The organism is Reinekea sp., from assembly GCF_046710285.1.
GTDB lineage: Bacteria > Pseudomonadota > Gammaproteobacteria > Pseudomonadales > Natronospirillaceae > Reinekea.
This window is the reverse complement of record NZ_JBKEGY010000010.1, coordinates 1-14,528: the sequence shown is the minus strand read 5'-3', so window position 1 is coordinate 14,528 and position 14,528 is coordinate 1. Positions and strand designations below refer to the sequence as shown.

General features: G+C 42.7%; 14 protein-coding genes. 9 read left to right on the top strand and 5 right to left on the bottom strand.

Annotated features, from left to right (window positions below; genetic code table 11):
* Positions 1-80 precede the first annotated feature (80 nt).
* The 6 genes from mreC (at position 81) to ACI882_RS08675 (ending at position 8,285) form a co-directional block, all read left to right on the top strand.
* The gene (gene mreC / locus ACI882_RS08700; protein WP_411746535.1) at positions 81-938 is read left to right on the top strand and encodes a rod shape-determining protein MreC; all 858 of its coding nucleotides are present in this window, start codon (positions 81-83) and stop codon (positions 936-938) included.
* Positions 935-1,423, top strand: coding sequence for a rod shape-determining protein MreD (gene mreD, locus ACI882_RS08695; protein WP_411745846.1), 489 nt, complete (start codon positions 935-937; stop codon positions 1,421-1,423). The genes mreC and mreD overlap by 4 nt, the downstream gene beginning before the upstream one ends.
* A 9-nt stretch (positions 1,424-1,432) precedes the next feature.
* Complete coding sequence (locus tag ACI882_RS08690; RefSeq protein ID WP_411745847.1) at positions 1,433-2,032, top strand: Maf family protein; 600 nt, start codon at positions 1,433-1,435, stop codon at positions 2,030-2,032.
* Positions 2,033-2,096: 64 nt separating this feature from the next.
* On the top strand, positions 2,097-3,557 hold the full coding sequence (rng, locus tag ACI882_RS08685) for a ribonuclease G (protein ID WP_411745848.1): 1,461 nt from the start codon (positions 2,097-2,099) through the stop codon (positions 3,555-3,557).
* A gap of 50 nt (positions 3,558-3,607) precedes the next feature.
* On the top strand, positions 3,608-7,468 hold the full coding sequence (locus ACI882_RS08680; RefSeq protein ID WP_411748465.1) for a YhdP family protein: 3,861 nt from the start codon (positions 3,608-3,610) through the stop codon (positions 7,466-7,468).
* A gap of 10 nt (positions 7,469-7,478) precedes the next feature.
* Complete coding sequence (locus ACI882_RS08675) at positions 7,479-8,285, top strand: carbon-nitrogen hydrolase family protein (RefSeq protein WP_411744655.1); 807 nt, start codon at positions 7,479-7,481, stop codon at positions 8,283-8,285.
* A 2-nt stretch (positions 8,286-8,287) separates the two neighbouring features.
* Here the strand turns inward: ACI882_RS08675 and ACI882_RS08670 are convergent, their stop codons facing one another.
* From ACI882_RS08670 to rarD, 4 genes are all read right to left on the bottom strand, one after another.
* Complete coding sequence (locus ACI882_RS08670; protein ID WP_411744654.1) at positions 8,288-9,034, bottom strand: NRDE family protein; 747 nt, start codon at positions 9,032-9,034, stop codon at positions 8,288-8,290.
* Positions 9,035-9,061: 27 nt separating this feature from the next.
* Entirely contained in the window at positions 9,062-9,448 is a 387-nt protein-coding gene (locus ACI882_RS08665; protein ID WP_411744653.1) for a VOC family protein, read from the bottom strand.
* Positions 9,449-9,515: 67 nt separating this feature from the next.
* Positions 9,516-10,319 (bottom strand): DUF1338 domain-containing protein, encoded by an 804-nt coding sequence (locus ACI882_RS08660; protein WP_411744652.1) that lies wholly within the window; start codon positions 10,317-10,319, stop codon positions 9,516-9,518.
* Positions 10,320-10,424: 105 nt separating this feature from the next.
* Positions 10,425-11,324, bottom strand: coding sequence for an EamA family transporter RarD (gene rarD / locus ACI882_RS08655; protein ID WP_411744651.1), 900 nt, complete (start codon positions 11,322-11,324; stop codon positions 10,425-10,427).
* Between the two features lie 244 nt (positions 11,325-11,568).
* Between rarD and galU the strand changes: the two genes are divergently transcribed.
* Entirely contained in the window at positions 11,569-12,411 is an 843-nt protein-coding gene (gene galU, locus ACI882_RS08650; RefSeq protein WP_411744650.1) for a UTP--glucose-1-phosphate uridylyltransferase GalU, read from the top strand.
* Between the two features lie 30 nt (positions 12,412-12,441).
* Here the strand turns inward: galU and ACI882_RS08645 are convergent, their stop codons facing one another.
* Positions 12,442-12,696, bottom strand: coding sequence for a hypothetical protein (locus ACI882_RS08645; RefSeq protein ID WP_411744649.1), 255 nt, complete (start codon positions 12,694-12,696; stop codon positions 12,442-12,444).
* 303 nt (positions 12,697-12,999) lie between these two features.
* Here ACI882_RS08645 and gap point away from each other — a divergent pair, with 303 nt between their 5' ends.
* On the top strand, positions 13,000-13,995 hold the full coding sequence (gap, locus tag ACI882_RS08640; protein WP_411744648.1) for a type I glyceraldehyde-3-phosphate dehydrogenase: 996 nt from the start codon (positions 13,000-13,002) through the stop codon (positions 13,993-13,995).
* 94 nt (positions 13,996-14,089) lie between these two features.
* Positions 14,090-14,528: benzoate/H(+) symporter BenE family transporter (locus ACI882_RS08635; protein WP_411748464.1), on the top strand; the 439-nt coding region annotated here is incomplete at its 3' end.

Here is a 14,528-nt window from a genome sequence, read left to right as displayed (position 1 = left end):
GTTATAATTTCTCTTACTATCAGAGATTAGTGACACAAAGCACTTCCATTGGAGGTGCTTTGTTACAATGACATCTACCAATTAATTTAACCAGAGGAGAGTGTGCCATTAAAGCGCTATTTACGGCCGGTCCTCAGCACGGTTACCGATTTGCCGTAGTTGCTTTTATTTCTTTAGCGTTGCTGTTCTTAGACTCACGCTATACTCAAGTCGACTCTCTGCGGCAGTCCATTTCATATTTAGTCTCTCCCGTTCAATCTCTCGTTACGTTACCTAACTCGGTTATTAGTTGGTCGTCAACCACTTTTGCAGAGCGTGATGAATTATTGGAAAACAATCGAACATTGAATAGTCAAATTAGTATTTTGCAGCAAAAAGTTCAAAAGCTAGCAATTTTAGAGGCAGAGAATGACCGGCTCAGGCGTTTGCTTGATGCCAGTGCTCGTTTAGAGTCAAGTTTTAAGACTACTGAAATGATCAGCGTTGACCCCGACCCTTACTCTATTCAAGTCATTATTAATCGTGGTGCTGCCGATGGCGCTTATGTTGGTCAAGCTATTTTAGATGCAGACGGCCTTTTTGGCATGATTACCCAGGTCAACTCGTTAACCTCTCGAGTTGTTTTAGTGGCCGATGCGAATATCGCCGTTCCAGTTTATGTCAACCGTAATGGGATGAGGTCAGTGGTGATCGGCACCGGAGATCTAAATAACTTAGAGCTTGAGTATGTTCCAGATACGGCTGACATAGTTGTGGGTGATGTTTTGGTAACCTCTGGATTGGCGGGAAAATACCCCGCAGGCTACCCCGTCGCTATGGTTATAGCCATGGAGCATGACCCAGGTGAACCCTTTGCTCGAATTAGAGCCAAGCCGCTGGCGGAGCTAAATAAAAGTAAAAACTTACTTATGGTCTTTCAAAGCGAGGTTCAGCCATGAAGCAAAAACCTCCACATGGGTTATGGTTCATCGCCGTGAGTTTTTTTATCGCATTCTATTTGGCCGCTTTACCGCTACCAGGGCAGTTTCAGCTCTTAAGGCCAGATTTTGTGGGGTTATTCCTTATTTTCTGGTGTCTCGTGTTGCCTGAGCGTTTCGGCATTGCCATGTCATTTATCGTGGGCATTTTGTATGACACTATGATTGGTACACAAATGGGAACCTATGGCTTAGTGTTTTCCAGCATTGCCTACTTGATATTGCTACTAAATTCACGTTTACGTATGTATCCAATTGGCCAGCAGGCCATGGTTGTTTTCTTAGTACTAGGTATCAGCCATGTATTAGTTCAATGGCTGAAAGACTGGTTTGTAGGTGGTATTACCGGTGAAATGCAAATTTGGCCAGCCCTTGTTTCAGCCATCGTTTGGCCATGGATATACAGTATAGGCCGAGGCTTAATGCAGCAATTTAAGGTTCAGTAAGGGGGTAATATGACAGTCATTCTGGCTTCTCAGTCGCCAAGGCGTAGGGAGTTATTAGCAACACTCGGGGTCGAGTTTCAAGTCGCCAGTGCCGACATCGATGAGAGCGTGCGAAAGAATGAGTCTGCTTATGACTATGTGTTACGGCTTGCACAGCAAAAAGCACAAGCAGTGGCGGAAAAAATTAGCAACCCAGATGCAGTCGTTATCGGTTCTGATACTTCGGTAATCTTTGAAGCTAAAATTTTAGGGAAACCACTTGATGAAGCGGATTTTAGTCAAATGATGAATATGCTTTCGGGTCAAAGTCATCAGGTTATGACCGCAGTCGCAATGGTACAGGGTAGCCATCTTATTTCTAAGGTCATTTCTACCGATGTCGTTTTCAAAACCTTATCGAAGGACCTTATTGCCCGTTATTGGCAGACAGGTGAACCAGTCGATAAAGCCGGTGGCTATGGCATTCAAGGGTTTGGTTCATTTTTAGTTGACCATATTCGTGGCAGTTACTCCGCAGTCGTGGGCTTACCGTTATCTGAAACGGGGCAAATGCTAGTAGATTGCAATATCCCTATATGGAATGGCACCCTAAACGCAAAAGACCTGTAATAAGGGTACAACTGAGCGTTCATGCTTCTATAATAATAAAACTAACAACATTTTAGGCGTAATTATGACATCTGAAATTCTCGTCAACGTCACTCCGATGGAAACACGAGTGGCCTTGGTAGAAAACGGTGCTGTTCAAGAGCTTTATATCGAACGCAGTCAAACGCGCGGCCTTGTTGGCAATATTTATAAAGGTAAAGTTGTCAGGGTGTTGCCCGGCATGCAAGCTGCTTTTGTTGATATAGGCTTAGAACGCGCCGCATTTATCCATGCCTCCGATATAGATCTGAATCGGGTCGACAATGAGCCGCACAAACCTATCCAAACCCTAGTCCGAGAAGGGCAGGCGTTGGTCGTACAAGTGATCAAAGACCCAATGGGTACGAAGGGTGCAAGGCTAACAACCGCGTTGTCTATTCCGTCACGATATCTAGTGTTCATGCCTGCTTCAGATCACATCGGCATTTCTCAGCGCATAGATGGTGAAGAAGAGCGTGATCGTTTGCGCACCCTTGTCGCCAGCGTAAAAGAGTCGGAAGAAATTGAAAAAGGTGGTTTTATCCTCAGAACCGCAGCCGAAGGTGTCGGTGAAGGTGAAATTCAAAGCGACATGAATTATTTGAAACGCTTATTTCGGGTGCTCGGCGAGCGCATGAAAGAGAACAAACCAGCCACCGTCATTTATGAAGATTTACCGCTATATTTGCGTGTTGCTCGCGACATGGTGAAGACAGACGTTGAAAAAATTCGTATTGATTCCAAAGAGACGTTTTCAAAAGTTCATGAGTTTGTAACCAAATATACCCCCGAAGTTAAAAGTGTTTTTGAGTACTATCCGGGTGAACGGCCAATATTTGATTTGTTCTCTGTCGAGGATGAAATATCAAAAGCATTAAGTCGTAAGGTTGAATTGAAATCGGGTGGTTATTTAATTATCGATCAAACCGAAGCAATGACCACGATAGACGTTAATACAGGTGCCTTTGTTGGGCATCGTAACTTAGAAGAAACCATTTATAAAACCAACCTAGAAGCCGTGACGGCAATATCTAGGCAACTAAGATTAAGAAATCTTGGTGGTATCATTATTCTTGACTTTATTGATATGGATGATGAAGAGCATAAGCGTCAAGTACACCGGATGTTAGAGAAGCACCTAGAAAAAGATCACGCTAAAAGCAAGGTAACGGGTGTATCAGAGCTCGGCTTAGTCGAGATGACTCGAAAACGAACACGCGATAGCTTAGAGCATGTACTAACAGAGCATTGTCATATTTGTGAAGGTAGAGGTCGACTGAAAACAGCACAAACTGTGTGCTATGAAGTTTTCCGTGAAATACTCAGAGAAGAGCGAGCCTATAGTACCGCACAGTACCTTGTGCTTGCGTCTCAGCAAGTTATTGATAGCTTATTAGATGAAGAGTCATCCAACGTAGCTGATTTAGAAGAGTTTATTAATAAGCCGATCAGATTTCAAGTAGAGCCGATGTATAGCCAAGAACAATTTGATGTCATCTTACAATAGACTGCATTGGAGCATTTTTTAATTTGTATTCAAACCGCGAGCGCGTTTAAATGACCTTTAGATCTTTTTTACGCGTACTGAGAAGTGCGACGTTAAAGGTTTTTGTTTTTTGGGTGTTGCTGTTTGCATCCTACCTCGCTTTAGGTCGTCAGTTTTTTCCGCTGATCTATAAGTTTGAACCAGAGATAGAGCAATGGCTCTCAAGCCAGTTTCAAACCACGGTGACTATTGGTTCTGTTGAGGGGAACTGGGCACGCTTTGGCCCTAGGGTAACGCTTACCGATATTACCATTGGTGATGAACTGACGATCGAGGAAATGGTTTTAGCGCCGGGGATATTCGAAAGCTTAAGTCATGGCGGTTTATCATTTATACAGTTTAAGTTAGACCATTTTAGTGGCCAGCTAATCCAAGATGATCAAGGCTGGCAACTAGCGGGTTTAAAGTCTAACCGTACGACTGATCGAAATGCTTTTGATATCGACAAGCTTTTGTCTTTGTTACAAAGACAAAAAAATATCCAGTTTACAGAATTGGCATTAAGTATTTCGCCACTCGATTTGCCCTCTTTTGATTTAATATTGAATGAAGGCCGCTTGACTGGTTATAAAGGCCAAAACAATCTGAAAACCGAAGCAGAAGTTCAGTATCTTGGCTTGACGGTTCCTATTGAGTTGCAGGTGGATACTAATCAATATCAGCCAGATTTAAACAAACTCTATTTTAAGCACGGCTCATTCGATTTTTCTCCTTGGCTTAATAGAATGACAGAGCGTGTCGCAAAAGCATCTGGTGCTGGCGAGTATTGGCTTAACTTTAGTGGTACTGAATGGGGTTCACTCTCTAGTCGATTGAAGCTAGACCAATTAATAATAGATGGGAAGGCTAATCCATTAAGTATTTCTTCAGTGAATGCAGAGGTGTTTGTTGAGCGTGGGCTCGAAGGCATTGAGATTAAAACAGCTATCGATAGCTACAAGATAAATGGTCAGGTGCTTAAAAATACTGAGCTAGTCATCGATAAAAAATCTGACTTTATCCAGCTTGCATGGAATCAATTGCCGGCAAGTATCGTCGGTAGCTGGTTATCTTTAGATGATGGCTCAGGTTTTTGGCCCGCACTTAACTTGCGGGGTAATGTCGGCAAGGGATCACTTCAAGTTGGATTGGGTGAATCTAAAGGATTTTCACTTGCGGCAAGTTTTAGTGAAACACAAATAGATTCCTATGTTGGTATTCCTGGTGTAAATAATCTAAGCGGTCAGCTTGTCGTAAAAAATAGGCAGGGCCAAGTGCGCTTGAATCCGACACTAAGCACCGTTGAATTTCCCATGTTATTCGACCATAACTTGACAGCCGATATCACTTCATCAATTGTCCATTGGCAAGTAGTTGATGGAGTTGGTGTGTTATTAGGTGGCGAGCATAAAGCAACGGCAGAAGACAAGGCTCAACCAACTTTAGCGCCACTGCCGATCGACGTTCAATGGTATGCATCGATAAAAAACTCACAGGCTAGAGCCTTAGGGTATGAAAATACCATAGGGCTCAATATGTATACTGAGCAGGTCAATCAACAATGGGTTAAATATATAATTAACAATAATATTGTTGGAGATTCAGTTAGTAATTTTGTAAATGAAAATTTGCAACAAACGATGGCTTCTGAAGTAGGGTTTAGTTTTTCTAATACCGGTAATGGTGATAGTCAACGAGCGCAATTCGATGTATTTGCAAACCTAGCTCAAACCGATATGGGTTTTCTAAGCAATTGGCAAGCTGTAACGAACGCAAGCGGCCAGATAAGTATAAATGAAAAAGCGCTGTTGCTTGATATCGACCAAGCGCAATACCAAAGCTTTGATATTGATAGAGGCAGTTTGAATTTAGATTTCGAATCGGGACAACTATTCGTCGATTTTAGTGCCAATGCCGATGCTAGTGAAGTACTTGGCCTCTTTCAGATAGGACCGCTTAATGAACTCGTGAGTGATGTAATTCAGGATTGGCAGGCGACTGGCAAGGTTCATAATGAAGTAAATATTGGGCTGAACTTAAAACAAGCACAAACAGTAAATGTGACAACTTTATCAGATATCAGTGAAGGCAGCCTTGCGCTAACTGATTTCAATTTAGATTTCGACAATATAAATGGCTTGCTGCAGTTTAACACCGAAACGGGTTTATTGGCGGATAATATTCAATTGACGCATGCAGGTTTACCGCAGCGTATCCGAATTGGCAGTGAATTATCCGAGAATAATACATTAGTCTCAATCCATGCAGAAGGTGAAACGCCACTGGCCTTTTGGGGGGGCTACTTTAACGATCCTTATTTAACCGGTTTTGAAGATGCAGTTGGACATAATACTGAGATTCTTATTCATGACAACCATGTCCAGATATCCACCCATAGTGATTTCTATGGTGCCGAGTTAAATTTCCCAACGCCTCTTAATAAGCTAGCAACAGAAAGCTGGCCAACAGATATTGTTGTCGATATTGATGAGTTCAATTGGAAGACAATTAATGTTAACACGGATGGTTTTCTAATCGGCTACATTGAGCTTGATGAACGTAATCGAATTAATAAAGCGACCTTCGCAGTTAACCAACCTATAGAGATTCATGAAGAACCGGGTGTGTTTATCGATGTTTCTGCGGAGCAGGTCGACGGTGATGCTTGGTGGCAAGCCCTTCAAACTATTAGGGCGGTCTATAGTAGTCAATCGGGAACGTTAGAAGGTCCCAGCTTTGAATCACTATTGAAAAGGGTATTTTTAACAGTAACCTCAGGTCAGTATCTTGGCCAACCTTGGACCACTGCAAAGGTTCAATTATTGCGAAATGACGATGCTTGGATTATCAATTTCGATACCGCAGAAGGCCAAGGTAATGTACTTATCCCGCATGATGATTCGTCTATATTTGCTGATATCGAATGGCTGAATCTGGCCTCCGAAGCCAGTACACTGCCTTTACGCGAGCAAGTTGACCCTCTTGCTGATTATTTACCGAATGATGTACCCGATATGGAATTGCAAATTAAGAAGTTAATTTGGAATGAGCAAGATATGGGGGATTGGCGTGCCAAAGTAGTCGTTGAAAATAATGTATTAGTAGCTAGTTCGATTAGTGGCAATATGCCCGGCGCGACGCTAACGGGCGAGCTTGAATGGCAAGTAAAAGAGGGTGATCACGAAACCAAGTTCAACGGGCTAGTTGAAACAGGGGATGTGCTGACTGTTCTAAATGAGTGGCAGTATGCGCCGGTATTGACTAGCCGAGATGGACAATTTAAATCTGAATTATACTGGCTCGGTTCACCGGCATTTTTTGATTTTAAACGCTTGCAAGGCAAGATAAGCCTTATGTTAACCAAAGGGGCAATATTAAAAGTTGAAGAGTATGAGGGGATTAAGCTAATTGGCCTGCTAAACTTTACGCGGGTTTTGCAGCGCATTGCATTAGACTTTTCAGATTTGTTAGGCAGTGGTATATCTTTTGATACCATAGAAGGAGAGCTACTGTTTGACCGTGGCTTTGCCCGAGTAGGTGAGCAATTGGTCATTGACGGTGCTTCAACTAACTTTAGATTCAGTGGTGATGCTGATTTACTGTCGAATGTGATTGATATTGATATGGTGCTTACCGTGCCGTTATCGAGTACTTTTCCTTTGGTTGCATTGTTAGCAGGTGTTTCCCCGCAAGCTGCCGCCGCCATTTATGTAACTGAGCGTGTCTTTAACAACGAACTGAAAAAAATTAGTTCTGCGCGTATGCATATTACCGGCTCTTTTGAGGAACCTATCATTAAGTTCTATAGAGTGTTCGATAATCAAATTGGCTCTGAGGGTCAAACAGTAAAAGATCGAATTAAAAACGTAGTGCCAGAAACCGCGAACCCGTGAGACTATTTTTATGAAGCTTTTTTTAGTGCAAATGACCAGCGTTAAAGATGTCCAGTTGAATTTGGCTGTTGTTAAAAATTTTGCTCGACAGGCTGAGGCAGCAGGGTGTGATTTATTAATATTGCCCGAAATGTTTTCGCAATTTGGTGTGTCGAATAACCGTGAGCTGGCCGGTTTAGAAGCAGAATTTAACGGACCTGTTGGTAAGGCTATTCGCCAATTGGCAATAGAACATGGGCTCTGGATAGTCGCAGGAACCGTCCCGGTTGATGCAGGTGACGGGCAAAACCCGAAAGCACGTTGTCATGTTATAAACACAGAAGGTGAAGTGGTTACTTGTTACGATAAAATTCACTTATTTGATGCTGACGTTGGCGACAAGCAAGGCCAGTATAAGGAATCTGATAGTTATTCTCATGGTGATGCCCCCGTTGTATTTGATTCACCTTGGGGTACTTTAGGCTTAGCTGTCTGTTATGACTTACGTTTTCCAGAGGTCTTCCGACAACTCAATGATCTAGGCGCTGAATTGGTATTTTTACCCTCGGCGTTTACCTATAAAACAGGTCAACTGCATTGGGATACATTGCTACGAGCTAGAGCAATTGAAAATGGTTTTTTTGTTGCCGGCGTAAATCAAACAGGGCAGCATGATGCTAAGCGACAAACTTGGGGTCGCACTCAATTGGTTCATCCTCAAGGGCAAGTTGAATCACTTATAGACGAAGTAGCGGGTTTGGTAGTCGATGTCGATTTATCAGAAGTTAAAGAATTTAGAGTGGCGTTACCAGTTAACAAGCACCGGCGTTTAAGCTAAAGCTAAAAGCGCCATTGCTCTGAGTCTGTTACCATGCCTTGTTGGTTTATTTGTTCCTCGCAGACCCAAAATTCACCTTGCATGTTTTGAACAAAATGACTGCGGCAGCGAGTGCCATATTGCTCACCAGCAATACATTGCGCTGACAGCATAGATTCCCATTCGGGAGAAAGCCCTGTATCAGGTAATAACTCTGGTTTTGCAAGGTCGGTGGATTGTAAAACCTTGTGTTCCGTTAAGGAGCTTTGAACCAATGACAGTTGTAGATTTAGTTGCTGTTTTGCTAAGGTAACTTTAGGCCATGCGGTGTCGAGCGCATCATTACTTAAACCATAAATACCTGGTGATAGTTGTTTGCCTTCGGGCTCATTTGAACTGAGCCAAAACAACTGTTTACCATCACCCAAAATTAAATTGAACCCTGCGTATTGATCAATACATGTCGCAACTTTATTTTGGAATTCTGCAATGCCAAGCTCGGAGGTTAAAAATTGAGTGACTAGATCACCGCGGCTTTTAGGTCGAGTGACGCCAATATAGCCAGGACGAATATTCGTTAGCAAAGCAAAGCGCTGTTGTTTATTAAAACCGAGCCAAGTGCCACCGGCTTGGAGATCTTTACCGGCCAAAATGTTTTCCGGCCACCAATGCATCGCTTGCGTAGGCCGGGCTCTAAATTCATCACGGTTCGCCACAACCGTCAGCGGAGTTTCGGTGTCTGGGTACCATGCAATAACAGCTAAACACATATTGAATGCAACTCTTTAATTTAAAGTTTAAGTGGTTGTTGAGCAAGAGCTTGAGTGTAACGCCAGTCGGTTGCCCTCAGAATCTAATATGACTGCTCTATAGCCAAAAGGTTCGATTGCTTGAATGTCTTGTAATACTTTGCCACCCAATAAACGAACTTGGCTTAACGCTTGTTCTAAACGGGCATCACAGTTTAGATAGGGTACTGATCCGGAGCTCACAGGACGCTCCTGTTTAGCTTTAAACAATGTTAAGCCGTTACTGGTGCCATTAAGCATTAAAGTCGCCGTAGGTGCGTTAAGGCGATGATCTTGAAGCGAACATGCAAGTACAGATTGATAAAAGTTTATGGCTCTGGCTAAATCGATCACTGGAATATCGAGCCAAACTAAAGTGTTTGTATGTGAGGGCATAATTGACGCCACTGGCCGCTGAAAAGAATCAGTTTAGAGCAGTGGCATCTTGGAAACAAACCTGAGTTTATTTAGTCATATCGGTAGATTCGAAGATCTTGTCTGCACTGGCTGCAACAAAGCCTTGGTACAACTCACCGGTATCATCAAAATAACGCTTAGCGAATTCGTAATAGCAGGTTGTGACATTGTGTTTAGCACCGTCAGAAAATTCCATTTCTTGGGTCGACGCCATAGTTGAACTTTGCTCTAGCAATACCGAAGGGGAACCTTTAATGCGGCCGCCACTTTCATTGATTTGAAAGCCTAATTCCTCAACTAATTCATTGAGCTGAGCTACTTCAGTGGTTTGCATTAATGCGTTTACGTTAATGGTAAAGTGATTTGCTCTAAGCCCTATGATGCTCAACCATGCAGCATATTCACTCTCTTCTGCGAGGGTTTGGTAGTCTTCAAAGGTGGGTGCTTGCCACAAGCGGCCGCGCCAAAAGATACTCGCATCGTTAACGTCGGCAGGATCAATTTGCCCAACCAGACCTTGAATGATGTTCTGTGCTGTTTCTGACAGTTCCTGAACCCGTAATTCACTGAGAAATATTCGTGGTAAATCTTTTGATGGCGGAATATAGCCATAAGCGTCGAGTTTCTTTGCGGCGAAATGGTAGGGCTCGTAACGAGTATAGCCCAGCGCTAAAATATGAGGCTCTAGATCTTTGAGTGTAATCGGGCCGGTATTAAAAGTCCGAAAGGCGACATGATCATTTAGTACTTCTTCACCACGTTGACGCAAAGCGTTAGCAATGGCCTCAGCTTGTGGGGTCATATTCACATAGTCTTGCCAAAGAGCGTCGTAAAATTCATTAATGTTCACTGCGGATCTCCAATATCACTTGTTGTTTTCTGAGCTATTGTCGCTCAGCTTGGAATATGAAACAGCATACTGTGACAGCACAGTTAGAGTTATCAAGCTCACGCCTTACTTTTGCTTGATTGCGCCTCTCCGGTGCTTAACTTTCATAATGTTATCCCAAATAAGCAGGGCAAGGGCACACCAAATGATGGCAAAAGTGATAAGTTTTTCCGTACTTAGAGGCTCGTCATAAATAAATACCGCTAATAAAAACATACCACTCGGACCTATGTATTGGAAAAACCCAAGCGCAGTAAGTGATAGTCGATTGGCAGCCGCAGCAAAACACAGCAGCGGTATCATCGTGATCGGGCCGGCTAAAAAGAGCAGTAGATTTAAGTTTAAACTATTGTTCGCGATATTGAGGGTAGAGCTGGGCACCCAGATAAAAAGGATAAGTACAAAAGGCAAGAGCAGGGCTGTTTCGAGCGCCATTCCCACGAAGCTATCTACACCGAGCTTTTTACGGAAAAAGCCATAAAATGCAAAGCTAGTCGCTAAAAAAAGTGCAACCCAAGGGATCTTGCCGAACTGAATCAGTTCAAAACCGACCGCAATTAAACATAAAAAAGCTGCTATTTTCTGAGGACGATCTAAGCGTTCAGCAAAAAAGAACATCCCAAGGATAATGTTGATTAAAGGATTGATGTAATACCCTAAACTGGCTTCAAGCAATCGATTGTCATTGACCGCCCAAATAAAAACACCCCAGTTGCCACCTATTAATAAGGTGGTTAGCAGTAAATAGCGTCTTGTTTTGGAGCTTTTCATGGCCATTATTAATGCGGGACCGCGTTTAGTTAGTGCAATGATCATCAGGGTAATTATTAATGACCAAATAACTCGGTGCGTTAGAATCTCTAAGGCAGGAACTGCATCCATTGTTTTGAAGTAAATTGGCGCAAATGCCCAAAAGGTATAGGCAAACAGAGCAAAGATGACACCTTGCTTTTGGTTAGATAGCATAAATTCTCTTTATAGGAAGCTGAACCAGGGGGGTAATCAGCTAAGACTGTAAGACGATTCTTCAATTTGCGCAATGATGTAAGCAAAACCTTTGCACCGTAGTAGTGCGGCTAAAGCTTTTAAGGCACAATAGTAAGGACAAATCATAGGAGTATGGGTGATTTAGTGGTTCTTACGCTGAAATGTCAGCTTGGCTTAAGACTTGCTACTTGAAACTGTACATAGGAATTAAGGAATTTTGAAGATGATACGTAAATGTATGTTTCCCGTCGGTGGATACGGCACACGCTTTTTACCAGCAACCAAAGCGCTTCCAAAAGAGATGCTGCCAATCGTGAATAAACCGTTGGTTCAATATGGGGTGGAAGAGTCCATTGAAGCAGGCTTGAACTATATTGGTTTTGTAACAGGTCGGGGTAAGCGAGCAATTGCGGATCATTTTGATATCTCTTACGAACTAGAGCAAGAAATCAGTGGCACATCAAAAGAGCAATATTTGCAGTCTATTCGTCATGTCATGAATGAAGGGGTTTTTTCGTACACCCGACAAAAGGAAATGAAAGGTTTAGGGCACGCCATTTTAACTGGCGAAACATTGATCGGAAATGAGCCCTTTGGTGTCGTACTGGCAGATGACTTATGCGTTAGCGACTCTGGCGAAGACAATGTTTTGGCTCAAATGGTAAAAGTCTATAAACAATTCCGATGCTCAATCGTTGCTGTGATGGAAGTGCCAGATGATGAAATACATAAATACGGCGTCATAGCCGGTGAGGCTATGAAAGATGGCCTATACCGCGTCAGTGACATGGTTGAAAAGCCAGAGCAGGGCGAGGCACCAAGTAATTTAGCCGTTATTGGTCGATACATACTTACACCGGATATTTTTGACATCTTAAAAGATACTCCGCCGGGCAAAAATAACGAAATTCAAATTACCGATGCCCTCAAGCAACAAGCTCAAGATGGTGTTGTACTCGCGTATCGATTTAAAGGCACGCGATTTGACTGTGGCTCAGTCGAAGGTTTTGTAGAAGCAACACAATATTGCTTTGAAAAACTGTACAAAGCAGGAATAGGCAACTAAAACTGACAAAAGTTGGCCATAGACTCACTTTTATGGCCATCGTTTTGGAATATGCAACCCCGTATCGCTCAGTGTTGTGCTCAGAACATCAAAGTAGATCACGACAAACACTAGGCTGATCACAATAGCTAACGAACCAAATACGAATAACCCCCTCTTTATTAAACTCAATAAGTTACTCAAGCGTTCTTGCCATGACATTGGCTCTTGAAACATGGTTTGAATAAATTGATAAGACTCGGTGAACTTAGCAGGAGGGTCTTTTTGAGGCGCTTTCTTTGACATGAGGAACCCTAATAATGGCGGTTGATCAATTATAGACCGATTTATCACTATTTGAGAGGCAACGCGCGTTGTTCATGAGTTTGGTTTTGGTTCGCATTTTTAAAATTGTTTACTAGACTCTGGGTGTCAAAAAAGAGTAATTATTGCCTGTTTGTAGTTAACTTTCAGGTTTTATGTTGATTTAACGCAATTTAAACTCATTAAGGCCCCTATAAAGGTTGACTAAAGGGCAAAATTTTGTAATTTTACTACCAAATTAAATCAATCCAAATCACACACCTAAATATAGGGGATTCTAATACCATGACTATCAAAGTAGGTATTAACGGTTTTGGCCGTATTGGTCGTTTCGTTTTCCGCGCTTCTTGCGAACGTGACGATATTCAGGTTGTTGCAATCAACGATCTAATTGATGTCGACTACATGGCTTATATGTTGAAATACGATTCAACACATGGTCGTTTTAACGGCACTGTAGAAGTTAAAGATGGTAACTTAGTTGTTAACGGCAACGTTGTTCGTGTTACTGCTGAGCGTAACCCAGAAGATTTAGCATGGGGTGATGTAGGTGTTGATGTTGTTGCTGAAGCAACTGGTATCTTCCTTACCGATGAAACTGCTCGTAAACACATCACAGCTGGCGCTAAGAAAGTTGTACTAACTGGCCCATCTAAAGATGCAACACCGATGTTTGTTATGGGTGTTAACGAAGCAACCTATGCTGGTCAAGATATCGTTTCTAACGCTTCTTGCACAACTAACTGCTTGGCGCCTATCGCTAAAGTATTGAATGACAACTGGGGCATCGAAAGCGGTCTTATGACTACCGTTCATGCAACGACTGCAACGCAAAAAACAGTTGATGGCCCATCTGCTAAAGATTGGCGCGGTGGCCGTGGTGCTTCTCAGAACATCATTCCATCATCTACTGGCGCAGCAAAAGCAGTTGGCGTAGTACTTCCAGAGCTAAACGGCAAACTAACAGGTATGGCGTTCCGTGTACCAACTGCTAACGTATCTGTTGTTGACCTTACTGTTAACCTTTCTAAAGCCGCTACGTACGAAGAAATTTGTGCTGCGATGAAAGCTGCTTCTGAAGGCGAAATGAAAGGTGTCTTAGGTTACACCGAAGATGCAGTGGTTTCACAAGATTTCATTGGCGAAGTACAGACTTCAGTTTTTGATGCCACAGCAGGTGTTGCACTAACTGATAAGTTCGTTAAAGTTGTATCTTGGTATGACAACGAAATTGGCTACTCAAATAAAGTATTGGACTTAGCAGCGCACATATCTAAGTAAGCGCTAAACCCAACAACTATAATTGTGTTGTTAAATGGAAGCCTCTGCCTTTGCAGGGGCTTTTTTTATGGTGTTAAGAAAAAGGTTAGGGATATTGATTAAAACGAGGTTGTTGCCGTTTCGCATTGCCCATATTGTCGCTGGTTTTGTGGCTGTTTTAGTGGGCTATACCAGTTCAGCGGTCATTATTTTTCAGGCCGCTGATGCTATTGGTGCAACACCAGAGCAAATTAGCTCTTGGCTTTGGGCGCTAGGCATTGGTATGGGGCTCACCAGCATTGGTTTATCACTGTTTTATAAAAAACCGATATTAACCGCCTGGTCTACGCCTGGTGCAGCACTCTTAGTCACCAGCCTGTCTGGCTTAAGCATGAATGAAGCGGTAGGCGCTTTCATAGTCAGCTCTATGTTAATTGTGCTATTCGGTGTAGCGGGTTGGTTTAATTTATTTGTTCGTTCTATACCCACCGAGTTGGCAAGTGCCATGTTGGCAGGGGTATTGTTTGCGTTTGGTATTAATGTCTTTGTAGCGA

Bases quoted from the DNA above. Each gene is read 5' to 3' on its own strand.
- mreD (WP_411745846.1), top strand. From the start codon at position 935: ATGAAGCAAAAACCTCCACATGGGTTATGGTTCATCGCCGTGAGTTTT.
- ACI882_RS08690 (WP_411745847.1), top strand. From the start codon at position 1,433: ATGACAGTCATTCTGGCTTCTCAGTCGCCAAGGCGTAGGGAGTTATTA.
- rng (WP_411745848.1), top strand. From the start codon at position 2,097: ATGACATCTGAAATTCTCGTCAACGTCACTCCGATGGAAACACGAGTG.
- ACI882_RS08680 (WP_411748465.1), top strand. From the start codon at position 3,608: ATGACCTTTAGATCTTTTTTACGCGTACTGAGAAGTGCGACGTTAAAG.
- ACI882_RS08675 (WP_411744655.1), top strand. From the start codon at position 7,479: ATGAAGCTTTTTTTAGTGCAAATGACCAGCGTTAAAGATGTCCAGTTG.
- ACI882_RS08670 (WP_411744654.1), bottom strand. From the start codon at position 9,034: ATGTGTTTAGCTGTTATTGCATGGTACCCAGACACCGAAACTCCGCTG.
- ACI882_RS08665 (WP_411744653.1), bottom strand. From the start codon at position 9,448: ATGCCCTCACATACAAACACTTTAGTTTGGCTCGATATTCCAGTGATC.
- rarD (WP_411744651.1), bottom strand. From the start codon at position 11,324: ATGCTATCTAACCAAAAGCAAGGTGTCATCTTTGCTCTGTTTGCCTAT.
- galU (WP_411744650.1), top strand. From the start codon at position 11,569: ATGATACGTAAATGTATGTTTCCCGTCGGTGGATACGGCACACGCTTT.
- ACI882_RS08645 (WP_411744649.1), bottom strand. From the start codon at position 12,696: ATGTCAAAGAAAGCGCCTCAAAAAGACCCTCCTGCTAAGTTCACCGAG.
- gap (WP_411744648.1), top strand. From the start codon at position 13,000: ATGACTATCAAAGTAGGTATTAACGGTTTTGGCCGTATTGGTCGTTTC.